This window comes from Nesterenkonia sp. YGD6 (genome assembly GCF_022565895.1).
Lineage (GTDB): Bacteria > Actinomycetota > Actinomycetes > Actinomycetales > Micrococcaceae > Nesterenkonia.
In genome coordinates this window covers 280182-306315 of record NZ_JAJOYY010000002.1, presented here as the reverse complement: position 1 = coordinate 306315, position 26134 = coordinate 280182, and the positions used below count along the sequence as shown (strand labels likewise).

General features: G+C 66.1%; 24 protein-coding genes and 3 tRNA genes. 19 read left to right on the top strand and 8 right to left on the bottom strand.

The window, feature by feature from the left end; genetic code table 11:
• Positions 1-20: 20 nt before the first annotated feature.
• From LTI14_RS04770 to LTI14_RS04760, 3 genes are read left to right on the top strand one after another with little or no spacing between them, the layout of a single operon-like run.
• Entirely contained in the window at positions 21-1238 is a 1218-nt protein-coding gene (locus tag LTI14_RS04770; protein WP_241475952.1) for an exonuclease SbcCD subunit D, read from the top strand.
• The gene (locus LTI14_RS04765) at positions 1235-4408 is read left to right on the top strand and encodes an AAA family ATPase (RefSeq protein WP_241470957.1); all 3174 of its coding nucleotides are present in this window, start codon (positions 1235-1237) and stop codon (positions 4406-4408) included. Before LTI14_RS04770 ends, LTI14_RS04765 begins: the two co-directional genes overlap by 4 nt.
• Positions 4405-5781, top strand: a complete 1377-nt coding sequence (locus LTI14_RS04760) for a hypothetical protein (RefSeq protein ID WP_241470958.1) — start codon at positions 4405-4407, stop codon at positions 5779-5781. The genes LTI14_RS04765 and LTI14_RS04760 overlap by 4 nt, the downstream gene beginning before the upstream one ends.
• 9 nt (positions 5782-5790) lie before the next feature.
• Here LTI14_RS04760 and LTI14_RS04755 read toward each other — a convergent pair whose 3' ends face one another.
• The 3 genes from LTI14_RS04755 to LTI14_RS04745 all read right to left on the bottom strand — a co-directional run bounded on the left by LTI14_RS04755 (position 5791) and on the right by LTI14_RS04745 (position 9859).
• Positions 5791-6579 (bottom strand): alpha/beta fold hydrolase, encoded by a 789-nt coding sequence (locus LTI14_RS04755; RefSeq protein WP_241464987.1) that lies wholly within the window; start codon positions 6577-6579, stop codon positions 5791-5793.
• Positions 6580-6582: 3 nt separating this feature from the next.
• A complete protein-coding gene (locus LTI14_RS04750) occupies positions 6583-8094 on the bottom strand; it encodes a malate:quinone oxidoreductase (RefSeq protein WP_241464986.1) in 1512 nt (503 codons plus the stop codon).
• A gap of 118 nt (positions 8095-8212) precedes the next feature.
• Complete coding sequence (locus LTI14_RS04745) at positions 8213-9859, bottom strand: ABC transporter substrate-binding protein (RefSeq protein ID WP_241464985.1); 1647 nt, start codon at positions 9857-9859, stop codon at positions 8213-8215.
• 236 nt (positions 9860-10095) lie between these two features.
• On the opposite strand from LTI14_RS04745, the gene LTI14_RS04740 reads away from it, so the two are divergent.
• On the top strand, positions 10096-10497 hold the full coding sequence (locus LTI14_RS04740) for a hypothetical protein (protein WP_241475951.1): 402 nt from the start codon (positions 10096-10098) through the stop codon (positions 10495-10497).
• Here LTI14_RS04740 and LTI14_RS04735 read toward each other — a convergent pair.
• A tRNA-Leu gene (locus LTI14_RS04735) sits at positions 10462-10545 on the bottom strand. The genes LTI14_RS04740 and LTI14_RS04735 overlap by 36 nt on opposite strands.
• Positions 10546-10696: 151 nt before the next feature.
• Positions 10697-11164, bottom strand: a complete 468-nt coding sequence (gene bcp / locus LTI14_RS04730) for a thioredoxin-dependent thiol peroxidase (RefSeq protein ID WP_241464984.1) — start codon at positions 11162-11164, stop codon at positions 10697-10699.
• Positions 11165-11251: 87 nt separating this feature from the next.
• Between bcp and LTI14_RS04725 the strand changes: the two genes are divergently transcribed.
• The gene (locus tag LTI14_RS04725) at positions 11252-11773 is read left to right on the top strand and encodes a hypothetical protein (protein ID WP_241464983.1); all 522 of its coding nucleotides are present in this window, start codon (positions 11252-11254) and stop codon (positions 11771-11773) included.
• Positions 11774-12081: 308 nt separating this feature from the next.
• Here the strand turns inward: LTI14_RS04725 and LTI14_RS04720 are convergent.
• Positions 12082-12154: transfer RNA gene (locus LTI14_RS04720), tRNA-Lys, on the bottom strand.
• Between the two features lie 294 nt (positions 12155-12448).
• Here LTI14_RS04720 and LTI14_RS04715 point away from each other — a divergent pair.
• The 14 genes from LTI14_RS04715 to LTI14_RS04650 all read left to right on the top strand — a co-directional run bounded on the left by LTI14_RS04715 (position 12449) and on the right by LTI14_RS04650 (position 24701).
• Positions 12449-12522: transfer RNA gene (locus LTI14_RS04715), tRNA-Pro, on the top strand.
• A gap of 40 nt (positions 12523-12562) precedes the next feature.
• The gene (gene tig / locus LTI14_RS04710; protein ID WP_241475950.1) at positions 12563-13963 is read left to right on the top strand and encodes a trigger factor; all 1401 of its coding nucleotides are present in this window, start codon (positions 12563-12565) and stop codon (positions 13961-13963) included.
• Positions 13964-14166: 203 nt separating this feature from the next.
• Complete coding sequence (locus tag LTI14_RS04705) at positions 14167-14775, top strand: ATP-dependent Clp protease proteolytic subunit (RefSeq protein WP_241464981.1); 609 nt, start codon at positions 14167-14169, stop codon at positions 14773-14775.
• A 65-nt stretch (positions 14776-14840) separates the two neighbouring features.
• Entirely contained in the window at positions 14841-15509 is a 669-nt protein-coding gene (locus tag LTI14_RS04700; RefSeq protein WP_274615902.1) for an ATP-dependent Clp protease proteolytic subunit, read from the top strand.
• A gap of 122 nt (positions 15510-15631) precedes the next feature.
• The gene (gene clpX / locus LTI14_RS04695; protein ID WP_241464980.1) at positions 15632-16924 is read left to right on the top strand and encodes an ATP-dependent Clp protease ATP-binding subunit ClpX; all 1293 of its coding nucleotides are present in this window, start codon (positions 15632-15634) and stop codon (positions 16922-16924) included.
• Positions 16925-17059: 135 nt separating this feature from the next.
• Positions 17060-18370, top strand: a complete 1311-nt coding sequence (locus LTI14_RS04690) for an extracellular solute-binding protein (RefSeq protein WP_241464979.1) — start codon at positions 17060-17062, stop codon at positions 18368-18370.
• Positions 18367-19377, top strand: coding sequence for a carbohydrate ABC transporter permease (locus LTI14_RS04685; RefSeq protein WP_241464978.1), 1011 nt, complete (start codon positions 18367-18369; stop codon positions 19375-19377). The genes LTI14_RS04690 and LTI14_RS04685 overlap by 4 nt, the downstream gene beginning before the upstream one ends.
• Positions 19378-19379: 2 nt before the next feature.
• The gene (locus tag LTI14_RS04680) at positions 19380-20231 is read left to right on the top strand and encodes a carbohydrate ABC transporter permease (protein WP_241464977.1); all 852 of its coding nucleotides are present in this window, start codon (positions 19380-19382) and stop codon (positions 20229-20231) included.
• Positions 20232-20252: 21 nt separating this feature from the next.
• The gene (locus LTI14_RS04675) at positions 20253-21500 is read left to right on the top strand and encodes an ABC transporter ATP-binding protein (protein WP_241464976.1); all 1248 of its coding nucleotides are present in this window, start codon (positions 20253-20255) and stop codon (positions 21498-21500) included.
• 161 nt (positions 21501-21661) lie between these two features.
• Positions 21662-22048 carry a glycine cleavage system protein GcvH gene (gcvH, locus tag LTI14_RS04670; RefSeq protein ID WP_241464975.1) on the top strand — a complete coding sequence of 129 codons (387 nt, stop codon included), beginning with the start codon at positions 21662-21664 and terminating at the stop codon, positions 22046-22048.
• 36 nt (positions 22049-22084) lie between these two features.
• Positions 22085-22528 (top strand): FHA domain-containing protein, encoded by a 444-nt coding sequence (locus tag LTI14_RS04665; RefSeq protein ID WP_241475949.1) that lies wholly within the window; start codon positions 22085-22087, stop codon positions 22526-22528.
• Between the two features lie 91 nt (positions 22529-22619).
• On the top strand, positions 22620-23384 hold the full coding sequence (ftsR, locus tag LTI14_RS04660; protein WP_241464973.1) for a transcriptional regulator FtsR: 765 nt from the start codon (positions 22620-22622) through the stop codon (positions 23382-23384).
• A 14-nt stretch (positions 23385-23398) separates the two neighbouring features.
• A complete protein-coding gene (locus LTI14_RS04655; RefSeq protein ID WP_241464972.1) occupies positions 23399-23902 on the top strand; it encodes a bifunctional nuclease family protein in 504 nt (167 codons plus the stop codon).
• Between the two features lie 193 nt (positions 23903-24095).
• A complete protein-coding gene (locus LTI14_RS04650; protein ID WP_342357718.1) occupies positions 24096-24701 on the top strand; it encodes a MerR family transcriptional regulator in 606 nt (201 codons plus the stop codon).
• Positions 24702-24767: 66 nt separating this feature from the next.
• On the opposite strand, the gene LTI14_RS04645 is transcribed toward LTI14_RS04650, so the two are convergent.
• Positions 24768-25553, bottom strand: coding sequence for a ParA family protein (locus tag LTI14_RS04645; protein ID WP_241464971.1), 786 nt, complete (start codon positions 25551-25553; stop codon positions 24768-24770).
• A gap of 65 nt (positions 25554-25618) precedes the next feature.
• Positions 25619-25948, bottom strand: coding sequence for a putative quinol monooxygenase (locus tag LTI14_RS04640; protein WP_241475948.1), 330 nt, complete (start codon positions 25946-25948; stop codon positions 25619-25621).
• Positions 25949-26134: the final 186 nt, after the last annotated feature.

Below are 26134 nucleotides of genomic sequence, written 5' to 3'. Positions count from 1 at the left end.
CCAGCCGATAGCGTGGTGGCATGCGCTGGCTACACACTTCGGACTGGCACCTCGGTCGCGGCTTCCACGGACATTCCCTGCGCGACGAGCAGGAGCAGATGCTCGAGACGGTCTGCGCCGCCGTGACCGAGCATCAGGTGGACGTGGTGCTGATCGCCGGAGACGTCTATGACCGTGCGCTTCCCCCCGAATGGGCGGTCGTCGCGCTGGAGGAGACGCTGCAGCGCCTGACCGACGGCGGAACCCAGGTGATCATCACGCCCGGCAACCACGATTCCGCCCAGCGCCTGGGATTCGGGCGCGGGCTGATGCGCGGCTCCGGCGTTCACATCCGCAGTGCGCTGAGCGACGCATGGACCCCGGTGGTGGTCCCGGAGCCCAGCGGGGGCACCACCCTGGTCTACGGCATTCCCTACCTGGAGCCGCAGCTTTTTGCGCCGAGCCTCGGGCTGGACCGCGGACATCACACCGGCGTCACCGCGGAGGTGATCGGAAGGATCTGGGAGGACGTGGGCCAGCGCCGTGAGGCCGCCGCGCAGAACACCGGGGATCAGGATTCCAGCGCTGAGCTGAAGGTGGTGCTCATGGCACACCTCTTCGCCGCCGCTGGAGCGGCCTCGGACTCGGAGCGCAATATCGGGGTGGACGTCGCCGCGGGGGACCAGCCCACACACCATCAAGACAGCATCGGCGGGCTGGCCGTGGTGCCGCTGGAGATCTTCGAGGGCTTCGACTACGTGGCACTGGGGCATCTGCATGGGCGTCAGCGGTTGTCCGAGACCGTCCGCTACAGCGGGTCGCCGCTGCGTCTGTCGTTCTCCGAGACCCGCCAGGCCAAGGGGGCGTGGCTCTGGGACTCACATTCGGGGGAGCCGGCTCAGCCGCTGGACTGGCAGATCGGCCGGCCGCTGGCGCAGCTGGAATCGACCCTCGAGGAGCTGCTGAGCCCATCGACGGTGGAGAAGCATCAGGAGGCCTATGTCCAGGTCAAGCTCACCGACCCGATCCGGCCGGCGCGCGCCTTCCAGCGTCTCCAGGAGGTGTACCCGTATATGGCCTCGTTCGCCCACACAGGACGTCAGGACACCCCGCACCGGACCTATTCGGCGAAGGTGGAGCAGGCGCGCACCGACGTCGAAGTCATCGAAGGCTTCCTGGAGCATGTGCGCGGGGGACGCGGACCCAGTGCTGACGAGACTGAGCTGATCACGCAGAGTGTCCAGGCGGTGCGGCCGTGAAGCTTCACCAGCTCACCCTGCATGCCTTCGGTCCCTTCGCCGGCACGGAACTGGTCGACTTCGACCGGCTCGGCGCCGACGGGCTGTTCCTGCTGCGTGGGCGCACCGGTGCGGGCAAGACCTCGATCCTCGATGCGGTGACCTTCGCGCTCTATGGCGACGTCCCCGGACAGCGCGACAAGACCCAGCTCAAGAGCACCCACGCGCCTGCCGAGAGTGAGCCGTCGGTGACGCTGGAGTTCACCCAGGGCGGGCGCCGCTGCCGGGTCTGGCGCTCACCGCATCACGGCCGCCCGCAGAAGCGCGACGCGAGCCGCCAGCGTGAGGTCGGGCAGCGCGTCGTCGTCGAATTCTTCCAGGACGGCGCCTGGGTGCCCTACACCTCCGGCATCCAGGCGGCCAATGATGAGATGCAGCGGATGCTCGGACTGGACCTGCACCAGTTCACCAAGGTCATCCTGCTGCCTCAGGGCGCCTTCGCGCATTTCCTGCACGCCAGCAGCAAGGACAAGCAGGACCTCCTCGAGCGGCTCTTCGACACCGACCGGTTCACCCTGCTGGAGAAGCACCTTCGGGAGATGGCCCGGGAGGCCGAGCAGCAGCTCAAAGACAGCGACACCAGGATCGCGATGCACCGCGAGAACCTCACCCAGGCCGCGCTGGCGATGCTCCCCGCGCCTGCCGATGCCGAGCCGGGTCCTGCTGAGCTGAGTGCCGCTGAGCCGGGTGCCGCTGGACGGGGCAGTCCCGCAGAGCGCGACGAGCCCGAGGCGCTGCCAGCCCTGCAGGAGGCGGAGCTCACGGAGCTCAGCGAGGTGGAGCTGAGCGAGCGTGTGGATCGGGCCATCACGACCCGGCTCGCCCAGCTGCGCCGGGGGGCCGAGGCTGCCGACTCCGCGGCACAAGACGCCTCGGCCGTGCAGGAGGAGCTGCGCGTCCGTGAGGAGACCCTGCGCCGCTTCACCGACCATGCAGCACGGCACGCGGCGCACGAGAAGCAGCGCGAGGACGTGACGGCGCTTCGAGCGCAGCTGCGTCGGCATGAGGCGGCGCAGCTGATCCAGACCTGGTTCGACGCCGCCGCCGACGCGTCCCAGGAACATCGGGCCGCCGTTGCGGCCGCCTCGAAGGTGACCCAGGAGGCCGAGTCGACCTTGGCTGGGTTCGCCGCACGCCAGCCCGATGTCGCCGCTCCCCGTGTGCTGACCACCCTGGACCAGGAACCCGCCCCCGCTGAGGTCGGTGCGGCCATCGAGGAGCTGATCGCGCTGCGCGCTCGGCTCTCAGGATCTGACACCGATGAGCTGGAGACTCGGCTCGACCAGCTGCTCCAGGCTGCGGCCGAGATCCAGCAGCAGCACGAGCAGGCCCAGGCCGAGGCCGAGGACCTGGCAGTGCAGCAGGAGAGCCTGGGCGCCGCGCAGCAGGCGCTGCAGCAGCAGCTGGAGGATCCGGAAGAGCTCGAAGCCGCCAGAGACGCGGCCCGCGCCGATGCTGAGCTGCTCGCGACCCGCGTGCAGGCCCAGCGCACCCGGGATGCACTCGCCGCCCGATGCGCGAGCTGGGGCGACAAGCAGGAAGAGCGCGAACGCGCCCACGCTGAGATGAAGCGTGAGCACGAACAGCGGCTTCAGAGCTACCTGCGCAACATGGCTCTGCAGCTCGCCGGCGAGCTCGAGGACGGCATGCCCTGTCTGGTGTGTGGATCCACCGATCACCCCCATCCGGCGGTGGACGAGGATCCTGACGTCACCCGGGAGGAGGTGGAACAGACGCAGCAGCTGCTGCAGAACGCCCGGGATGAGCTTCGTGAAGCTGCGATCCAACGTCGAAGCGTCACCGAACAGCACGACGCGGTGCTCGTTGAGCTTGCGGAACATGCGGAGATCGACATCGAGCGCACCGAGGCCGACCTGGCGCAGGCGCGTGGATCTCTCATCCACGCCGAACAGCGCAGATCGGATCAGCGCGAGCTGCGCGAGCGTCTGGACGCCGACGTCGCCGAGCGACAGCGCGTCCAGGCCCGGCATGCCGAGGCACGGCACAGGGCTGAACGGGCACAGGCCACGCTCACGCAGCAGCGGACACAGGCGAGCGAACTCGCATCGGCGCTGGAGGGGCTTCGGGGCCCCTACGACTCCCTGCAGCTGCGCCGTGAGGCGCTCGAGCGAGTGCTGCAGGGGCTGCGCGATGCGCAGGCGCGGATCGAGGCCGCCGCTGTCCAGCAGTCCCACCGCGATCGGGCCCAGACCGGGGCCGCCGCCCAGCTTGCGAGCTCAGAGTTCGCCGACGCAGCGGAGCTTCAGGCCGCGCAGCTGCCTGAGCATGTTCTGGACGGCCACCTTTCGACCGTGCAGACCTGGGATGAGCTCAAGACACAGCTCGACTATGAGTCCGCGCAGGACGACATCCAGGCCGGCAGGCGTCGCCATGATGAAGGTCAGATCCGGCCCGGAGCCGAGGAGCTGCACGCCGCAGCCGAGCTCAGCGCATCCGCCGCGCAGGCCGCACGGGACGCCACGGCGGTTCTGCTCCGCTTCGACGCGCAGCGTGAGGCCGTCGAGGACATGAGCGCCAAGCTTCTGACGGCGCTGCGGCATCGTGACGCGGCGCTGGGTGCGCAGCGCATGCGAAGCGAGCTGGCTGCGACCATCAATGGTGCCGGACCGGAGAACTCGCTGAAGATGACGCTGACCACCTACGTGCTGGCCGCCCGCCTCGAGCGTGTGGCGGAGGCGGCGACCCGTCACCTGGCCACGATGTCCGAGGGCAGGTACCGGCTGCGTCACAGCGACGAGGCGGGCGGGCGCGGACTGCGCGGGCTGGAGCTGAAGGTCTACGACGACCACAGCGACGTCGAGCGGCCCACCTCCTCGCTCTCAGGCGGCGAGACCTTCATGGCCTCGCTCTCGATGGCGCTGGGGCTCGCCGAGGTGGTCCAGGCCGAGTCGGGCGGGATCGGCATGGAGTCCCTGTTCATCGATGAAGGATTCGGCTCGCTGGACGAGGACACGCTGGAACACGTCATGAGCGCGCTGCACCGGCTGCAGGGTGAGGGCCGCCGGGTGGGACTGGTCAGCCACGTGACCGAGATGCACCGAGTCATCCCGACCCAGCTGCGCATCCACCGGCACCGCACCGGATCAACCACCGAGATGGTCATCCCATGAGCCGCCGGTCCACGATGAACAAGACGGTCGCACTGGCGGCCCGAATGCCTGGCCCGATGCTGCCCGTGGGTGTCATGGCGGCATCGGCGGCCAGCACCGGATCGATGTTCACCACCGCCACCCTCACCGCCGCAGCGCTCGTCGGAATCTCGATCTCCGCCCCCGCGGCCATCGCAGGAGCCGAGCGTTTCGGTGTGCGCAACGTCCTGCTCAGCAGCGCCATCGCGCATGTGCTGATGCTGGTCCTGATGGTCAGCAGCGTGGAACGACTCACCCGGGGCGACACGCTCACCTCCAATGCGACGATCTATGCGCTGCTCCTGGTCTTCACGCTCGGCGCGGGTCTGAGCACCCCTGCGGCGGCCACCTTCAGCCGGGCGGTCAGCTCGACCCGGTCAGGAGGGTTCTCGGTGCGCCAGAGACTGCGCGCGGAAGCCCGGCTCGATGACGCTGCACTGATCACAGCGCCGTTGCTGCTGGCTCTGCTGAGCTTCAGCTTCGGGCCCACCGTGGGCCTGCTCAGCTCAGCGGTGCTCACCGCGGTCGCGGTGCCGCTCTACGCGGTGGATCGCGCTCATCCCACCGAGGTCCCGCCAGACACTGCGCGACTGCCCCTGGGAGGAGCAGAACACGCCCAGCAGCAGCTCCTGGAACAGCGCGGACTCGCTCCCGATCAGCCCGCGCAGCGGGGAGAGCCGGAGCTTGGGCAGTCGGAGCTTGGCTCGCCGGAGATCCGGCGGCCGCCGCACCCGACCGACTGGGCGCGGCGCATCAGCGCAGCGATCGTCCTGGTCGCCACCATGGGACTGGTGCTGGGCGGACTCTGGATCACGGTGCTGGACGCCGCCCAGACCCTGTTCCGGCCCAGTCTCTTCGCGGTCACGCTGGGACTGATGGCCGCCGCGGGGGTGGTCTGCGCACGCTGGAGGCGCTCGAGCTTCACCGCACCGCTGATGTTGAGGCGACGGAGGCTGCATGCCACGACTCTGTTCGTGCTGAGTCTGCTCCTGCTGCCGCTGGCCGTGTGGCTGCCCGAGGGGCTGACGTCGCTGCTGCTGCTCAGCATCATCGCCGTGCTGCAGTCAGCGGTGCTGGGACGGCTGGTGCTCGGACTCTATGCCGGTCTGGCGATCGGCGTGCCGGCTCATCGGGTGCCGACCGCACTCACCGCCGTCGCCGGGGGAATGCTGCTGGGGCTCGCACTCGGCCTCACCCTGGCAGGGGTCGCCGCCGATGAGCTCGGCACCGGCGCCTCGGCCGCGGTGGTCACTGCGGGAAGCGTGGTGGCCGCTGTCGTGGTCTTCTCGGGACAGCTCTGGGGCAGCCCCGGGTCCCGCGTCGAGCACCCGGCGGCTGCAGGCCGCCCGGACTGAACGCTGACCTCAGCCGGCCTGCAGGAAGCTGAGGACAGCCGCCTTATAGTCCCGCGAGGTCACCGCATTGATGTGATCGCGCTCGGGGATCTGGACGAACGCGGCGACGGCGCCCTGGGCGGTCACCAGCGGCACCAGGGAGGCGGCCTCCGCGGCGATCTCGTCTCTTGAACCGGCCACCACCAGTGTCGGCACCGGCGGCACGGCCGCGGCGGGGTCGTAGGGGTCCACCGAGAGGCTCAGCAGCAGCTCCACGGTATGGGGCACATTCGCTCCTGGCAGGGCGCCGGCCAGGGTCACCAGATTCCGCGTCAGGTCGTCGACGGGTCGCACGCCCTCCTGCACCCAGAGCCGGGCCTGCTTGGCCTTCAGCGCACCGAGGCGATCATCGGTGGGGGAGCCGCCCATGATCAGGTGCGTGACCATCTCGGGGTGGGCGGCGCTGAACTCCCAGGCGAGACGGGATCCCAGCGAGTACCCGTGGACGGCGACCGTCTCGTGCCCCTGCTCCTGCAGGTGCGAGCCGAGATCGGAGAGGATGTCCCGCACCCGGACGTCCACTGGGTTGAGGTCCTGAGACGCGCCGTGACCGGGCAGGTCGACGGCGATGATGCTGCGCCCAGTCCCCGCCAGCGGATCCAGCCAGCCGGTCTTCACCCAGTTGTAGAGCGTGCTGCTGGCGAAGCCGTGGATGAGCAGCACCGGGGGCCCGGTCGGGTCTGCATGGGTCCAGGTGTGCAGCGTCAGCCCTGCCGGGGTCCGCACAGACTCCGGGGCCGGAAACTCTAGGCGCGCCATGGATCAGGGCTGCAGCTGCAGTGTCGCGACGGTGTCAGCTGTGACCTCGGAGAGCAGCGCGGGGTTCTCGTTGAGCGCCCGGCCGAAGGAGGGGACCATCTGTTCCAGCTTCGGACGCCAGCGGTCCATCTGCGCGCCGAAGCACCGCTCGAGCAGCGAGAACATGATCGACGGCGCGGTGGAGGCGCCGGGGGAGGCGCCGAGCAGGCCGGCGATGGAGCCGTCCCGGGCAGAGATCAGCTCGGTGCCGAACTGCAGCACGCCCTTGCCCTTGTCGTTCTTCTTCATCACCTGCACGCGCTGTCCGGCAGTGATCATCTCCCAGGCATCCGAGCCGGCGCTGGGGAAGAAGGCGTGCAGCTCTTCGAACTTCGAGCGGGAGGACTTGGTGACCTCCTTGACCAGATAGGTCACCAGATCGGTGTTGTCCTTGCCCACCTGCAGCATCGGCAGCAGGTTGTGCGGGCGGACCGAGAGCGGCAGGTCCATGAAGGAGCCGCTCTTGAGGAAGTTTGTGGAGAACCCGGCATAGGGGCCGAACATCAGCGTGCGTCGGCCTTCGACGAATCGGGTGTCCAGGTGCGGCACCGACATCGGCGGTGCGCCCACCGAGGCCAGGCCGTAGACCTTGGCGTGGTGCTGCGCGGCGACTGCAGGGTCGGTGCTGCGCAGGAACTTCCCGGAGACGGGGAAGCCTCCGAAGCCCTTGATCTCGTCGATGCCGGCGCCCTGGAGGAGTCCCAGCGCGCCGCCGCCGGCGCCGACGAAGACGAAGCGGGCACTGGCCACGCTGCGGTCTCCGGTGGCCTTGTCCTTGACCTTGATGTCCCAGCGGCCGTCGACCCCGCGCTTGATCGACTGCACCTCGTGGCCGTAGTGCAGGTCCGCGCCGCTGCTGTCCAGATGTGTTGCCAGCTGACGCGTGAGTGAGCCGAAGTCGACATCGGTGCCGCTGTCGAACTTCGAGGCGGCGATCCGCTGGGAGGGATCACGTCCCTCGATCAGCAGCGGGGCCCATTCGGCGATCTCCGCGTGGTCCTCGGTGTGCACGATGTCGGAGAAGAGCGGCTGGGCCTTCATCGCATCGTAGCGGTCCTGCAGGTACTGGGCGTTCTTGTCGCCCCAGACGAAGCTGATGTGCGGCAGTCCGTTGATGAACGTGCGCGGCGAACCGATCGTGCCCTCTTTGACCCAGTGCGAGTACAGCTGCTTGGAGACGGTGAACTGCTCGTTGATGCCTTGGGCCTTCGCGGTGGAGACCTTGCCGTCCGCCCCGCGCGGGGTGTAGTTGAGCTCGCACAGCGCTGCGTGGCCGGTGCCGGCGTTGTTCCATGGATCGGAGGACTCCTGGCCCGCCTGGTCCAGCGCTTCGAACAGCCCGATGGACCAGTTCGGCTCCAGCTCCTTGAGCATGGCGCCGAGAGTGGTGGACATGATCCCGGCGCCGATGAGCACGACGTCGAACTTCTGTCCTTCACTGGACTGCTGAGCGCTTGTCGACGATGACTTGGCCACAGAATTCTCCTTGAGTGTTCCCCCTGATGAGACCCGGGGGTGGTACGCGTTGTCCTTGAATCGACTCTACCTGCGCCCGCGCAGGCCCGGGAAATCCGCCGCCGCCCAGGGGCGGGGGCTAATCGGCCGGAGTGATGTCCTTGAAGAGCTCATGCAGCACCGGGGACATCGGATAGTCCGCGACGCCCCGGCCCAGCGCCACTCCGGAGATCGGGTGCACCAGTGGCAGCGCTGGCAGGTCCTCTGCGACGATGTCGGCGATCTCCCTATATATGTCATTGCGTGACTGCTCGTCATCCTCGCTGCGCGCGTCCTGGATCAGCTCGCGGACCTCGGCGGAGTCGTAGTTGAACTCGGACGTCTGGTGCGAGAAGAGCGGACCGAAGAAGGAGTGCGGCGACCGGTAGCCGCCGTTGCGTCCCAACAGGTGCATGGCTCGATCGTCATCATCGAGCAGCGAATCCACGTACCCGTCGTCCCAAGACACCGGTCGGGGAGTGATGTTGAACCCTACCGCCGTCAGGTCGCGGGCGATCGAGGCGAACACCGCCTCGGGACGGGGAAAGTAGCTGCGAGTCGCGTTCATCGGGTAGTAGAAGCGCAGCGGCTCACCGTCATATCCGGTGTCCGCCAGCAGCTCCTGGGCCTCCTCGACGTTGTAGCCATAGCGTGTGGCCTGCTCCGAGTGGACCCCCAGCGCCGCCGGGGTGAACTGGTAGGCGGGCCGGCTGCCCTCCAGGAAGAAGGACTCGACCAGGGTGTTGAGGTTGATGGCGCGAGCCGCCGCCTCGCGCACCTGAACATCCCCCATCACCGGGTGATCCTGGTTGAACCCGAGGTAGAGGACCGAGAAGGGGTCCCGCTGCAGGATCAGCCGGCCCGACTGCACCAGAGAGCGCAGATTGTCCGCCGTGATGTAGTCATAGACATCGACCTTGCCGCGCTGCAGCTCACGCAGCCGATCGAAGGAACGGGGCAGGGTGCGCACCACCACCCGTTCGGCAGGGGGCTCGCCGTCCCAGTAGTCCTCGAACGCCTGGAGCACCACCTCCTCGGGGTCCACGCTGAGAAGCCGGTACGCCCCGGTGCCGCGGGGTTCGCGGGCGAGCCGCTCCGGATCAGCGTCGGAGAGCACCTCGGCGGAGGCGATCCCGAAGGCAGGCATCGCCAGCGCCTGCGGGAGGAACACCAGCTGCTCGGACAGGGTGAGCTCCACTGTGAACTCCCCGGCCGCCTCCACCGATTCCAGCAGGCAGTCTTCGTCGTCGAAGAACCCGCCGAAGAGCGACTCGAAGGCCAGCGTGGTCCGCGCCGGGGCATCGGAGCCGAGCAGCTCATTCATCCGGCCCCAGCGCCGGAAGTTCGCGACCACCACCTCGGCGGTCAGTTCGCTGCCGTCGTGGAAGAGCACGTCCTCGCGCAGGGTGAAGGTATAGGTCAACCCGTCGTCGCTGGCCTCCCAGTCCGTAGCCAGCAGCGGAGCGGTGGCGCCGGTCTCGCCGTCGATCCCGACGAGGGTCTCAAAGACCTGCCGGCAGACCCGCGCGGTCTCGGTGTCCACCGACAGCGCAGGGTCCATCGACTCCACGGAGGAGACGCCCGAGAGGACGACGCCGCGCGGCTCGTTCACCTCGGGGACTTCGGTGGCGCGGGCCTGCATTGCGGAGCCGGGGGTGAACGCCGAAGCCGGCCACTGCAGGGCACCGGCAGTGCCCGCCAGGCCGAGCGCCCCGAGAAAGCGACGGCGCTGCATGGGTGAATGCATCTCGCGTCCTCTCGATCGGGGCAGGACCTGCGGGATGCCCGCTGGTCGCCGTTCAGACTACCTGAGCCCCTTCCGCGTCACCCATCCGTGCGCCCTGATCGACCCATGGGGAAGATCCTGGTGATCGGCTCCTCCGCCGCACTGGGGATCCCGTGTGTCGATGTCTCCCACGAGGGTGCGCTGCTGCGGGCTCTCCAGCGGGAGCTCGGTGGTTCCCCGGTGCCGCTGGTGACGATGTGCGGGCCCTATCCACAGGGCTCAGCGGCATCCTGGCAGCCGAGGTCACCGCGACGCTCGATGATGTCTCGGAGGTCAGCGTGGGCCTGGTGCAGAACACCAACGCGCTGGTGGGGCCGGTCGGTGTCCGGGACATGCTCACCAAGCTCTCACAGCGAGTCTCCACGCGGGAGGGGCTGAAGCCGGGATCCACCAGGCCCCGGCGCATGCATTTCGGTGAGCGGGCGGTGACTGTGCGACTGATGCGCTGCGATGAACGCCCCGATATCCAGGACGTGGTGGTGCCGCTGGGCTTCTTCACCGCGGCAGATCTCCAACGCATCACCGACGGTGCTGGTCAGATTCGCCGCGGGAGCAGATTGAAATGGTGCGGGCGGGGGGACTTGAACCCCCACGTCTAAGACACTGGATCCTAAATCCAGCGCGTCTACCAATTCCGCCACGCCCGCAGATGTCGCTGGGGGAGTGCTTTGACCTCCCCGCGGCGACATTTCAGTCTACAGGAGAGCCGGGCCCGAACCCGGGCAGGGTGCGGGCCGCGAGTGCGACGCCCGCCATCTGGCGCAGGTCGGGACTCGGGTCAGAACTGCGCCGAAGGGCTCATGCTGCGAGCTTCTCGCGCAGGCGTGCGACATGGCCGGTGGCTTTGACGTTGTACTGGGCGAGCGTGACCTTGCCGTCCTCGTCGAGCACGATCGTGGAGCGGATCAGGCCCTCGATGACGCGACCGTAGTTCTTCTTCTCACCCCAGGCGCCATAGGACTCCGCCACCGCGTGGTCCTCGTCGGCGAGGAGCGGGAAGCTCAAGCACTGTTCGTCGGTGAACTTGTCCAGAGCCGAGACCGGGTCCGGGGAGATTCCCAGCACCGTATAGCCCGAGGCGGCGAGGGAGTCCAGTGAGTCACGGAAGTCGCAGGCCTGGGTGGTGCATCCAGGGGTGGAGGCCTTGGGATAGAAATAGAGGATGACCTTCTGTCCGCGCAGCTGGTCCAGACTCACCGAATCCCCGCCGGCAGCCGGCAGGATGAAGCTGGGAGCGACGTCGCCGGTCTCAAGTCGAATGCTCATCGAAGTCCTTTCAACGGATATGGCTGATGCGCCGAAACCACCCTATCCGTAGAATAGATCGACCAAGCCCCCGCGAGAGTAGAGGCAGTGATGGTCATCCTCACCGAGCGCAGCCAGCCGGAGCAGCACCTGGTCGACGCCCTGCGCGCAAGCTTCGACGCCTCGGTGATGAACTTCGGGTCCTACAACATCCTCTGCACGGTGGACCGTCTGGGAGCCCCTGCGAAGATCGGCGCCGCCCGTGCCTGGGGCGGGTCTCTGCTGCTGGTGGGCTACCGCCGCGAGCCTGTCGAGATCGTGCTCTGTCCAGTGGATCTCGACGACGCGCTGTGCCGGGTGCAGTCGCTGCAGCAGGGTGAAGAACCGGGACGTGCTGCGGCCGCCATCCCCACCCTGGTGAACCTCACGAACCTCGCCGGGATGGCGTCTCAGGACAATTTCGTGGAGGTGACCCTTTCCACCGGACGACGGATGAAGCTTGACCTCCATGAGGAGGTGAGCTTCGATCAGTTCCCGGAGATCGCGCTGCATCAGGGACGGGACGTGGAAGACTTCTACGAGTTCATCGACTACTTCATGGACGTCGTCGAGCGGATGAACGCGGCCTGACGGTTCCGGGTCGACGCTGCGGTGAGGGCGCGGTGAGCGTCTAGCACGGCGCCGAGGCTTCCGAGACCGGGGGAGTTCCCGAGATCTCCGCCGACAATGCCCGCGCCCGACTCCGGATAGGAGCTTTCCGAGAGCACTGTTCTCACCGCTTCTGCGACCTGCGCCGCGGACGGCTCGTCTCGAGGCGGAGCGTGGGGCGGGGGCAAGGTGCAGGAACCTCTGGCCGGAGCACGAAAAAGACCGTCGGTCCACGAGAGATTCTCGTGATCCGACGGCCTGAATCGCGGACAGCGCCTGCCCGGTGGAAGTGGGCCCCTCGGGACTTGAACCCGAAACCTGCAGATTAAGAGTCTGATGCTCTACCAATTGAGCTAGAGGCCCTTGAACTGCAAGCGCTGTACTGACTTTCGCCGCTCTGCATCTCAGCAGGGCAACGACATAGAACTCTAGCACCAGGTCGGCGGGTGCGCCAATTGAGAATCAGTGATCGTGATCTCACCGGACAACCAGGCGGCGCGGCCGGTCTGGACGCTCTTCCGCGGGTCTCACCTGGGCGCACAGACGAGGATTCGTCGGCTTGGGGGAGGACACGGTACTGTGGACCGGTCCGCCTGAAGTCCCATGGAGGTCTGCCGTGCAAGCGGTGGGTCACCAGCATTAGGACGGGCAGTCGATCGGGGTGTAGCTCAGCTTGGTAGAGCGCGCGCTTTGGGAGCGTGAGGCCGCAGGTTCAAATCCTGTCACCCCGACAGCAGACGATTCACCAGTCATCGATCAGGAGCCCCACACGTGGTCAAGAGCACCGTAGAGAATCTGAACCCGACCCGCGTCAAGCTCACCGTCGAGGTGACTTCCGAGGAGCTGGAACCCAAGATCAAGGCGGCGTACAAGAGCATCGCCGAGCAGGTCCAGGTCCCCGGCTTCCGCAAGGGCAAGGTGCCGGCTCCGATCATCGATCAGCGCGTCGGCCGCGAGTACGTCATCCAGCAGGCCATCAACGACGGCCTCAACGACTTCTACCAGCAGGGCCTGGCCGAGGCCGATCTCGCCCCGCTGTCCCGTCCTGAGGTGGAGATCGAAGAGGTCCCCGACGTCAAGACCAACGAAGGCGTGCTCAAGTTCACCGGCGAGCTGGACATCAAGCCAGTCATCGAGCTGCCCGAGTACTCCGGCCTCGAGGTCGAGGTCGAGTCACGCTCGGCAGATGAAGCAGCCGTGCAGGAGCAGCTCGACGAGCTCCGCGGCCGGTTCGGCACGCTCAAGGACGTCGAACGCCCCGCCGCCAACGACGACTTCGTCACCATCGATCTGATCGCCACCGTGGGCGAGGAAGAGGTCGACACCGCGTCCGGCCTCTCCTACCAGGTCGGCGCAGGCACCATGCTCGAGGGCATCGACGAGGCCCTCGAGGGTCTCTCGGCCGGCGAGGATGCCACCTTCGACACCACCCTGGCCGGCGGCGATCACTCCGGTGAGACCGCATCGGTCAAGGTCACCCTTCAGGCCGTCAAGGAGCGCGAGCTTCCGGAGGCCGACGACGAGTTCGCTCAGCTGGCCTCGGAGTTCGACACCATCGAGGAGCTCCGCGCGGACCTGACCTCCAAGGCCGAGGAGAACCTCGTCGTGGAGCAGGGCGTGGAAGCACGCGACAAGGTCCTCGAGAAGCTCATGGAGCTCATCGAGGTCCCCGTGCCCGAGTCCGTGGTCGCAGAGCAGGTCGAGCAGCACTTCTCCTCCCAGGGCCACGAAGTCGGTGACGATCACGACACCGAGGAGCACCGCGAGGAGCTCTCCAAGCAGACCGCCGACGCCTTCCGCAACGAGCTCGTCCTCGACGAGATCGCGCAGAAGGAAGAGATCGGCGTCGAGCAGAGCGAGGTCATCGAGTACATCGTCTCCACCGCCTCCCAGTACGGCATGGAGCCGAACCAGTTCGCGCAGATGCTCGATCAGGCCGGACAGGTCCCCATGATCATGGGAGAGGTTCGCCGTCGCAAGGCGCTGGCCAAGGTGCTCGAGCTCGCCGTCGTCAAGGACACCGAGGGCAACGTCGTCGATCTGACCGACTTCGTGACCCCCGCCGGTGACGAGGACGAGACTGACGCTGTTGAAGCCGAGACCGCCGAGGTCGAGGCTGCCGATGCTGAGACCACCGAGGCCGAGGCCTCCGAGGACACCAAGCAGAACTGATACAACTCGCAGCAGCAGAAGGGCGTCACCGCACAGGTGGGGCCCTTCTGCGCGTCAAGGTGTTCTCTGTGAGTTGAAACCGTGTGCCAACAGCGAACAGTCCCGCGCCAGGGGCTCACCTGGAGCGGAACAACCAGTAATGTTCTTGCCGAGGGCACTTCCAGTGCCGACCCCAGCTTGACCCACCAGTGGAGGATGAGTCCATGACCCAGAGCCTGCCGAGCATGTCCAGCGTGGACGCCGCGTCCCGCGACGACTATATCTACAACCGTCTGCTCAAAGAACGGATCATCTGGCTCGGTTCAGAGGTCCGCGACGACAACGCCAACGCCATCTGTTCCCAGCTGCTCCTTCTCTCCGCCGAAGACACCGAGAAGGACATCTACCTCTACATCAACTCCCCAGGTGGATCCGTGACCGCGGGCATGGCGATCTACGACACGATGAAGTTCATCCCGAACGACATCGTCACCGTCGCCACCGGTCTTGCCGCCTCGATGGGACAGTTCCTGCTCTCCTCGGGCACCCCGGGCAAGCGCTTCGCCACCCCGCATGCGCGCATCCTGATGCACCAGCCCTCCGGCGGCATCGGCGGCACCGAGTCTGACGTCCGCATCCAGGCGCAGCTGATCCAGCACATGAAGCAGGTCATGGCTGAGCTCACCGCCGATCAGACCGGCCAGAGCATTGAGACGATCCTGCGGGACAACGCACGCGACAAGTGGTTCACCGCTGAGGATGGCCTTGCGTATGGATTCTTCGACAAGATCGCCCAGCGGTCTTCCACCGTCTCCGGCGGCGGGGGAGTCTGAGCCCTCACGGGAGCAGATCACCCTCAGCCAACGATTCGCACCAGGACCACAGGAGCACATCTGACATGAACCCACTTGATCCTTCGGCACCAGGCCTTCCCTCGGCGCAGCCAACCGGCCCCGCCATGCCGGATTCACGCTATATCCTTCCCTCCTTCGAGGAGCGCACCCCCTACGGCTTCAAGCGCCAGGACCCCTACGCGAAGCTCTTCGAAGATCGCATCGTGTTCCTGGGCAGCCAGGTCGACGACGCCTCGGCCGATGACATCATGGCGCAGCTTCTCGTGCTGGAGTCGATGGACTCCGAGCGCGACATCACGCTCTACATCAACTCCCCGGGCGGATCGTTCACGGCCATGACCGCCATCTACGACACGATGCAGTTCGTCCGGCCGCACATCCAGACGGTCTGCCTGGGTCAGGCAGCCTCCGCAGCCGCGGTGCTGCTCGCCGCCGGCACGCCCGGCAAGCGGCTGGCCCTGCCCAACGCGCGCGTGCTGATCCACCAGCCCGCCGTGGGCGGCACCCGTGGCACCGCCACGGATCTGCAGATCCAGGCCGATGAGGTGCGGCGCATCCGCACCTGGATGGAAGACGTGCTGGGAGACCTCACCAAGAAGTCCCCGGACGAGATCGCCGAGGACATCGACCGTGACAAGTTCCTCTCCGCCGCCGGCGCGAAGGACTACGGCCTGGTGGATGAGGTTCTGGCCTCCCGCAAGCTCCCACTCTGACGCTTTTCAGCGACAAGATGCGACCCGTTCGGGGACGTTCCACAGGAACGTCCCCGAACGTGTCAGCGCCCTGAAGTACGCTAGAGCCGAAAGCACAACAGTTCCGAAGGGGATCCACGTCCATGGCACGTATCGGTGAGAGCGCAGATCTGCTCAAGTGCTCGTTCTGCGGCAAGAGCCAGAAGCAGGTCCGGTACAAGCTGATCGCTGGCCCCGGCGTCTACATCTGCGACGAGTGCATCGAGCTCTGCAACGAGATCATCGAGGAATACCTCAATGAGGTCCAGGAGCCCGACGATTTCGAGCTGCCCAAACCGCGTGAGATCTATGATTTCCTCGACGAGTACGTGGTCGGGCAGGACAAGGCCAAGCGCACCCTCTCTGTGGCCGTGCACAACCATTACAAGCGTATCCAGGCCACAGGTTCGGCGAAGAAGACCACTTCTCTGGAGAAGGGCCCGCTGGACGACGTCGAGATCGGCAAGTCCAACATCATGATGGTCGGCCCGACCGGCTCAGGAAAGACCTACCTGGCGCAGTCTCTGGCCAGGAAGCTCCAGGTGCCCTTCATCGTCGCCGATGCCACCAGCCTCACCGAGGCCGGCTACGTCGGGGAAGACGTGGAGAACATCCTGCTGAAGCTCATCCAGGCCGCCGACGGAGACGTCAAGAAGGCCGAGCAGGGCATCATCTACATCGACGAGATCGATAAGATCTCGCGAAAGTCGGAGAACCCCTCCATCACCCGCGACGTCTCCGGTGAGGGCGTCCAGCAGGCCCTGCTGAAGATCCTCGAGGGGACGGTAGCCTCGGTGGCCCCGCAGGGTGGACGCAAGCACCCCCAGCAGGAATTCATCCAGATCGACACCTCGAACATCCTGTTCATCGTCGCCGGTGCCTTCGCCGGTCTTGAGGAGCTCATCGAGTCACGGGCCGGCCGCAAGGGGATCGGCTTCGGCGCACCGCTGTCGACGATCACCAAGAGCGAGGCCAGCTACGCGGACGTCGAACCGGAGGACCTGCACAAGTTCGGGCTCATCCCCGAACTCATCGGGCGGCTCCCGGTCATCGCCACGGTCGAACAGCTCGACGCCGCGGCGCTCACCGACATCCTGACCAAGCCCCGGAATGCATTGGTCAAGCAGTACCAGAAGATCTTCTCCATCGACGGGATCGAGCTCGAGTTCACCCCCGAGGCGCTGGGCGCCGTGGTGGAGCAGGCGGAGCTGCGTGGCACCGGTGCGCGCGGTCTGCGATCCATCCTGGAGAATGTGCTGGGACCTGTGATGTTCGAGCTGCCCTCCCGCGATGACGTCGCCTCGGTGACCATCACCGCAGCCGTGGTCCGCGAGGGCGCCGAGGCGGAGCTGGTCACCCTGTCCGAAGCCAAAAAGTTCCGCAAGAAATCCGCCTGACCTGCCTCTTCGACCCTTTTTTGCGCCTGTCTATTTGCTGGACGGGAGCTGAGGTGTAGGCTCGCTCACACGTAGTGACCTAGGCCACATTAAGTGGCCGGGCCACCACGCCGGGTGACGAGAGGTGGAAGATTCATGGGTGAATCCCAAGGCTCCCCGCGCAGGGGACGGACGGCTCGCGCATCAGGCGCCGCACTCGCGGCGGCCATCCTGCTGAGCGGCTGCTCGGACAGTGAGGACGTGCCGGTCCTCACCTGGTACATCAACCCGGACGACGGCGGACAGGTGGCCCTCGCGCAGGTCTGCACCGAAGAAGCAGAGGGCGCCTACGTGATCCAGACGTCGCTGCTCCCGGCCGACGCCCCCTCCCAGCGGGAACAGCTGGCCCGCCGTCTGGCGGCCAACGACTCATCGCTGGACATCATGTCCCTGGACCCCCCGTTCATCCCTGAACTTGCGGAGCCCGAATTCCTGGCCCCGGTCCCGGACGACGTCGCTGAACGCACCACCGAGGACACCCTCGAAGGAGCGCTGGCCGGCGCGATGTGGAACGACGAACTGGTCACCGTCCCGTTCTGGGCCAACACGCAGCTCCTCTGGTACCGCAAATCTGTGGTCGAAGAAGCAGGTCTGGACATGGAGCAGCCGATCACCTGGGACCAGGTCATCGACACCGCGCTCGAGCAGGACAAGCTCCTCGGCGTCCAGGGGGTCCGGGCCGAGTCCATGACGGTCTGGCTCAACGCGCTGGTGGAGTCCCAGGACGAGTCGATCCTGGCGAACCCCGAGGCCCCTGCCGCAGAGCTGCAGACCAACCTCGACACTGAGCAAGGGATGCGGGCCGCGGAGATCATCGGCCTGATCGGCACCGAAGGTCTGGCAGGGCCCGGAGTCGCCTCCATGGATGAGAACCAGTCGATGCTGCTGTTCCAGCGAGATGAGGGCTCCTTCATGGTCAACTGGCCCTTCGTCTGGCCGGCGACAAACGCAGCCGCCGAGGAAGGTGCACTGGACGAGGAGCTCGTCGATGACATCGGCTGGGCGCAGTACCCCCGCGTCGACGAGGACACCCCGTCCGCGCCTCCGCTGGGCGGAATCAACCTCGCGGTGGGCGCCGACTCCCTCAACCAGGATCTCGCCTTCGAGGCCATCGAGTGCATCGTGCAGCCGGAGAACCAGACGGAGTACTTCATCACCAACGGCAACCCGCCGTCATCGGAGGCCGCCTACGAGGATCCAGCCCTCGAGGACAACTTCCCGATGGCCGACGCCATCCGGGAGGCGCTCGAAAATGCAGCCCCGAGACCTCAGACTCCCTTCTACAACGAGATCTCCACCGCGATCCAGCAAGACTTCACACCCATCTCCGGGGTCCGCGCCGAGCAGACCCCCGCGCAGACCGATGCCTTCATCGTTGAAGTGCTCAGAGGGGAGCGTCTCCTGTGACGACCGCACCAGAAACCTCGCGGAGGCAGAAGCGCGAGAGCGCCGAGTCATCCAAAGGCAAGAGCGCAGACCGCAAGAACGGCAACAACGCGAAACGGACCAACCGCGCGAAGTCAGAGGCTCGCCTGGGCTGGCTCATCGCGGGACCAGCGTTCTTCGTCATGCTCGCGGTCACTGCCTACCCGATCGCGCAGGCCATCTACGATTCGATGTTCTCCTTCCGCCTGACGGCACCGGATGAGCGCTCCTTCGTGTTCCTGCAGAACTACCTGACGATCCTCTCCGACACCGGGGTCTTCTGGCGGGCGCTGCTGGTGACCTTGCTGGTCACCGTGGTCACCGTGGCTGTCGAGCTGGTCCTCGGCTTCGCGCTGGCGCTGGTGATGCATAAGGCGCTGAAGCGGATCCGTGGGGCGCTGCGCACCGCAATCCTCGTTCCCTACGGCATCATCACCGTGGTCTCCGCCTTCGCCTGGTTCTACATGTTCGACATCAACTCAGGCTTCGTGAACAACTGGTTCGGCTGGGTCCCCGGGATCGACAGCGACCTCGACTGGTTCGCCAACTTCGGCACGGCGATCACCGTGATCATGGCCTCGGAGATCTGGAAGACGACCCCGTTCATCGCCCTGCTGCTCCTGGCGGGCCTCGCCCAGGTCCCCGATGAGCTCGTCGAAGCCTCCAAGGTCGACGGCGCCAGCTGGCGTCAGCAGATGACCCGGGTGATCCTGCCCAACATGAAGGCTGCGATCATGGTCGCAGTGCTCTTCCGCGCACTGGACGCCTTCCGAATATTCGACAACGTCTTCATCATGACCAATGGCGCCGCGGGCACCGAGGTGCTCTCGCTGCTGGCCTATCGGACCTCCATCGGACGGTTGGAGATCGGACTCGGCTCCGCGGTCTCGGTCATCCTCTTCATCTGCGTGCTGCTGATCTGTGTCATCGCGATCAAGTTGTTCAAGGTCGATCTCGCCAGCGGCACCGACTCCAAGGGAGGTAAGTAGAGATGGCCTCCAACGGCAAGCTCACCGGAAAGCAGCGCCTGGGATGGACGGTGCTGAGCGTCGTCGTCCTGGTCTATGCACTGTTCCCAGTGGCCGCGATCCTGGCCACCAGCTTCAAGACTCAGGCGGACCTCGGCACTGCCTCCTTCCTGCCTGGCAGCCCCACCTGGGCGAACTACGAGATGATCCTCTTCGGGGACGCCCAGGGCCTGTTCCTCACGGCGCTGCGCAACTCCATCGGCATCACCCTGATCGCCACCTTCATCGCCGTGGTGCTGGCCACCCTGTGTGCCTACGCCATCGCGCGGCTGGACTTTCCGGGCAAGAAGATCATCCTCGGATCCGCTCTGGCGGTGTCGGTCTTCCCCGTGATCTCAGTGGTCATTCCGCTGTTCAACCTGTGGCGCAACATCGGGCTCTATGACACCTGGCTCGGGCTGATCATCCCGTATCTGTCGCTGACGCTGCCGATCTCGATCTGGACGCTCGCCGCGTTCTTCCGGCAGATCCCCTGGGACCTCGAGCAGGCGGCGCAGGTGGACGGCGCCACCCAGTGGCAGGCCTTCCGACGAGCGATCGTGCCGCTGGCCATGCCCGGTGTATTCACCACCGCGATCATCGCGTTCTTCATCGCCTGGAACGACTTCGTCTATGGGATCTCGCTGACCTCCACCGAAGCCGCCAGACCCGTTCCTGCGGCGCTGGCCTTCTTCACCGGGGCTTCCCAGTTCGAGGAACCCACCGGCGCAATCTCCGCGGCTGCCATCGTCGTGACCATCCCCGTCGTCGTTCTGGTGCTGCTCTTCCAGCGCCAGATCGTATCCGGACTGACCCAGGGCGCCGTCAAGGGCTGAGTAGATAAGGACTCCACTGCAATGTCATCCATCACGCTTAAGAATCTCGTCAAGAAATACGACGATGGCTTCCCAGCTGTCAACGACATCTCCATAGACATCGAAGACGGCGAGTTCATCATCCTGGTGGGACCCTCCGGCTGCGGAAAGTCCACGCTGCTGCGCATGATCGTGGGCCTCGAGGACATCACCGAGGGTGACCTGCTCATCGGCGGGGAGCGCGTCAATGAGAAGGCCCCGCGCGAACGCAACCTCGCCATGGTCTTCCAGAGCTACGCGCTCTACCCGCACCTGACCGTCTACGAGAACATCGCGTTCCCGATGCGGCTGACCAAGGGGAAGTTCACCAAGGAAGAGATCGATGAGAAGGTCCGCCACGCGGCAACCATGCTCGAGCTCACCGAGCACCTGGACCGCAAGCCGGCGAATCTCTCCGGCGGTCAGCGTCAGCGTGTGGCCATGGGCCGCGCGATCGTCCGCGAGGCCGACGCGTTCCTCTTCGATGAGCCGCTCTCGAACCTCGATGCGAAGCTCCGCGGGCAGATGCGCGCAGAGATCGCCAGGCTCCAGCGTGAGCTCAACACCACCAGCGTCTACGTCACCCACGATCAGACCGAGGCGATGACCCTGGGGGACCGGGTGGCAGTGCTGAAGAAGGGTCTGCTCCAGCAGATCGCCTCCCCGCGGGAGCTCTATGAGCAGCCGGCGAACCTCTTCGTCGCCGGATTCATCGGCTCACCGTCGATGAACTTCCTGCCCGGCACCGTGGAGGGCAATGTCTTCTCCACTCCGCTGGGCAAGATCGAGATCCCCGACCGTGCGGCAAAGGCGGGCGAAGGGCGCGACATCGTCCTGGCGGGCATCCGCCCGGAGTTCTTCGACGATGCCTCCCAGCTCAGCGAGGCTCAGCTCTCCAAGGGCACGACCTTCACCGCAGAGATCAGCCACAGCGAGTGGATGGGCAATGAGCAGTACGCCTATGTCTCCTACGAGACCGACGAACGGGTCCACGAGACGCTGCGCAACCTCGCCGAAGAGATGGACGCCGACGAGCTGCGCACGCAGCTCGTGGTCGAGGTCGATGCGACCTCGCGCTTCCGCAGCGGTGACACGGCCGAGCTCTGGCTGGACACCCGCAGGATGCACCTCTTCGACCCAGCCACCGGGGAGAACCTCACCCGGGACGAAGAAGCCGGCGCGGAGCTCACTCGCGAGGCCCGCGAGGACCGCAAGCGCGACGCCGAGCGGTTCGTCGCCCGGCAGGGCTGACCGGAGCGCCGCCGTCCCGGTTGACCTGCGGGGTCATACCGTCAGGTCGGCCTGGGGTGCTAAGTTGTTCGCAGACAGACCTGACGCTCAGCAGGACAGACCGCCGCGAGGCGGCTGTCCGCTGAGCAGTCAACACCAGGCCGAAGAGTTGGAGCGCAAGCATGAGCACCGTCCCCGAAGATTTCAAGTACAGTGCCGAGCACGAATGGATCGGCACCACCGAGGATTCACTCGTGGTGCGCGTGGGCATCACCGACTTCGCTCAGGACGCCCTCGGTGAGGTCGTCTACGTGGAGCACCCCGAGGTCGGCGCTACCGTCGCCTCCGGTGATGTGGTCGGCGAGGTCGAATCCACCAAATCTGTATCAGACATCTTCGCGCCGGTCGCGGGAGAGATCGTCTCCGTCAACACGGATCTCGACGAGAACCCCGGTGCCGTGAACTCGGCCCCCTACGCCGCGGGCTGGCTGTTCGAGATCAAGCTCGCAGAATCCTCGGGGGCAGATTCGCTGCTCTCTGCCGAGGATTACAAAAACCAAGTAGGCTGAAGGCCGCCAGCAGGCAGGCCGGCGAGAGGAGGCGACGTGGAGAGCACGCGAGAACATGACAGCAGTCAGAGTGCGGCGGAGACGACGAGCATCTCGTTGCCGCCAGCCGATGCGCACGCGGGGGAGCCTCACCTATCTGAGGATGACAAGCAGGCCATCGCGGCGCTGCCCAAGAACTCCGCTCTGCTGATCGCCCACAGCGGCGCCAATCAGGGAGCTCGGTTCTTGTTGGATCAGGACCTGACCACTGTAGGCAGGCATCCGGAGGCGGGGATCTTCCTCGACGATGTCACCGTGTCACGGCGTCACGTAGAACTGGATCGGGAGGGTCTGGGCTTCCAGATCCGGGATCTCGGCAGCCTCAACGGCACATACGTGAACCACGACCGCGTGGACGAGTATGCGTTGAGGCCAGGTGACGAGGTGCAGATCGGCAAATTCCGGCTGACCTTCTATGCCGGATCCAAAGAATCCGACTGACCGGTGACTCGAGATCCCAGGGCGGACCGGAGGGGAACGTTATCCTGAAGCCGATCTCGTCCCTTCCCCACAGCCCGAAAGAGGACACGCAGTGAGTGCTTCCGCAGCGTCGAAGTCGAAGCCGAAACCGGCCCCGCCCTCGACCGAGCGCGCCGCCAAGCATGTCTTCACCATCTCTGAAGTCCTGCGGGAGCTGCAGAACGAATTCCCGGATCTCACCGCATCGAAGCTGCGCTTCCTCGAGGAGCGCGATCTGGTGGAACCGGCCCGGACCGCCTCGGGCTACCGCAAGTACTGTGCCTCCGACGTCGAGCGGCTGCGCTTCATCCTGGCGCTGCAGCGCGACCGGTACATGCCGCTGGACGTCATCAAGCAGACGATGGACGTCATCGACTCAGGCGAGACCCCCGAAGAGCTGCCGCAGGCGCCTCCGGTGGGTCCCCGTGAAGTCACCGATGAGATGGCAGCTCAGATCACCGGACGCATCCGGCCGATGTGCCGCAAGGAGCTGCGCGCCCACTCCGGCGCCACGCGCGGGATGCTCGACACGCTGGAGAAGTTCCGCATCATCCAGGCCGATGGCGAGGGCAACTACAGCCACCACGATCTCAAGGCCGTCAAGGCGGTCCGGGTGCTGGCACGCTATGGGCTTGAACCGAAGCACCTGGTCAACATCCGGCGCTCCGCGGACAATGAGCTGGACCTGATCGCGCGCGCCATGGCCCCGCATGCCGCCCGCAAGGACACCGCCGCCCGAGCGCGGGTGGCAGAGTCCTCCAAGGAGATGCTCCAGTGCCTGAAAGACCTGCGAGCTTCAATCATGGACACATCGGTCGAGCAGTTGGACAAAAACTGACCTAGACTTGGATCATGGAGAGCCAGCTTGTGCCGCTGGATGTCGTGGGAGTTCGGATCGAGCTTCCATCGAAACAGCCTGTGGTGGTGCTTCGAGGCGCCGAACCCGGACTGGAGAATCTCCATGTGGCCGTCCTGGTTGGACCTGCCGAGGCCAATGCCGTCGCCATGGCGATGGAGAAGAAGGTCCCGCCCCGGCCGATGACTCACGACCTGCTCGCCGAGGTCATGACCAGGCTCGGCTCGGGAGTGCGCTCCGTGGAGATCGGCATGCTCGACTCCTCGACCTACCGCGGGACCATCACGCTGGGCAGTGGTCGCAGCTTCGATGCCCGGGCCTCAGACGCCATCGCAGTGGCGGTGCGGGTGCAGTGCCTGGTCACCATGGACCGCGAGATGCTCACTCGGGTCGGGATCACCCCGCGCACCGCCGCCACCGGGCAGCGTCCCATCTCCGAGGATGAGATCAAGGAGTTCCGCCGGTTCCTGGACAACGCCGAGCCGGAGGATTTCCAGTGAAGCAGGCCCGCTGCGGGCGCGAGACTAGTGCAATCGCGCGACACGCCGTAGAGTAAATTTCAAATGTCTTTGACCCATAGCGGCTGCGGCAATACCGTCAAGGGACAAGACTCTCGCACGCACCTTCCTCGTCGCTCTCGCGTCGCAGGGACGCGCTTCCCCGGCGGAGTCGAGCACTTCAGGAGGGTACCAGGTGGGTCCAGAATCGCACGCGGGCACTGAGCGTGTTCGGCCAGGGCAGGCGGCTGCCCAGCAGCCCCTGTTCAGTGACGGCCTGCCCGAGCTCGACGAGGAGCTGGGCTACCGCGGTCCGGTCGCCTGCGCCGCCGCCGGAATCACCTACCGCCAGTTGGACTACTGGGCGCGCACGAAGCTTGTCCAGCCCTCCATGCGCAACGCCGCCGGGTCCGGCTCGGCGCGTCTCTATTCCTTCCGCGACGTCCTGGTCCTGAAAGTCGTCAAACGCCTGCTGGACACCGGCGTCTCGCTCCAGCAGATCCGCAGCGCGATCGAGCACCTGCGCGAACGCGGCGTCGATGACCTCGCGCAGATCACCCTGATGTCAGACGGTGCCTCGGTCTATGAATGCACCTCCGCCGACGAGGTCATCGACCTCGTGCAGGGCGGACAGGGAGTCTTCGGCATCGCCGTAGGCCGCGTCTGGCGCGAAGTCGAGGCCAGCCTGGTGGAGCTCCCGCGTGAGCGCACCGAGCCCGACGCGGTCCCCGAGCTCGAAGCCTTCGGTTCCGCCGGCGACGAGCTTGCCCAGCTCAGAGCCCGCCGCTCCCAAGCCTCTTAGTGCCCCACCCGTCTCCATCGAGGGGCGGAGTCTCGGTGCACCTGAGTGCGATCCAGGCGAGACCGCTCAGACCAGCTGCTCAAGCAGCTGGTCGAAGGACCTCGCCAGGTCCCTGACCTGATCGCTCGGCCACTGGTGCACCGGGTAGGCCGCGCCCTGGATCTGCTGCCAGAAGGGGTTCTCCTCCAGGACCGGAAGCATCAGCTTGTCCTTGTAGAGCCGTTCCATCTCGAGCAGCCGGTACTCGTGCTCGGCGGAGTCCGCGCGGACACGGTTGACCACCACACCGGCCGACTTGAGCTGCGGCGCGTACTCGTTGGAGAACATCCGGATGGCGCGCATCGTACGCTCTGTGCCGGCCACGGAGAACAGGCTCGGCTCGGCCACCATCAGCACACCGTTGGACGCCGACCAGCCGATCCGGGTCAGCCCGGCCAGCGAGGGCGGGCAGTCGATGAGCACCAGGTCATAGCCGGTGACGCGATCCAGCAGCAGCCGCAGCCGCCGCATGTCGCGGGGCCGGATATCGGGGCGATCGAATGCGGCGGAGAGCGCGGAGCCCACGACGACGTCCAGCGTCGCGTCGGAGCGATGTTCCTGGGGGAGCAGATCCACCCAGCCGGAGCGGACCACATGGTCGCTGAGGTTGGCGCGCTTGGCGTCGCGCAGCAGCTGACCTGCCTCCGTGCCGGTGCCGCGGGCGACCGCGAGCCCGGTGGTGGAGTCCGCATGGGGGTCGAGGTCGACGACGAGGGTCCGCACCCCCTGATGGAGGGCGGCCGAGGCAAGGCCCATGGTGACCGAGGTCTTACCGACCCCGCCCTTCAGACTGGAAACGCTCAAGATCTGCACGCTACCCATCATAGGGATGATCTGCGGTGTTCCCTGCCCCGGCGCTCCGCGCAGCGAGAGCGGGGTCAGTTGATCTTCATCTCACCCATCTCCTCCCAGTCCTCACCCTCGATCTGCCGGGAGATGATCTTCGGGGTGGAGACCAGGGCCTCTGCCATGGCGCCGTCCGAGCTGACCGCCCGCTGGAAGTGCGCCGATTCCACGTGCGGACCGGCGGCGTCGTCGTCGAAGGCCTCGATGAGCACATACTCGTTGGGGTCCTCCACGCTGCGGGACCATTGGAACCACTTGTTCCCGGGCTCGGCGCGCGTGGCTTCGGTGAACTCAGCCGTGATCGCTGGCCACTTCTCTGCGTATTCGGGCTTGACCTGGAATTTCACGACGATGAAGATCATGTGGATCCTGCTCTCTGACGATTAGGGGAGTGGGCCGCGGACTGTCCGCTGGGAATGGCCGTTCACTGGCACGTTGTTTAGTCTGCCTTGTCCAGCGAGATGACGCCATGACGAAGACCAATGATGCTGAAGTCAGCAGCGTTCTTGCTTCTCGATGGTGACTCGTATCACGTAGCCTTTAACGTG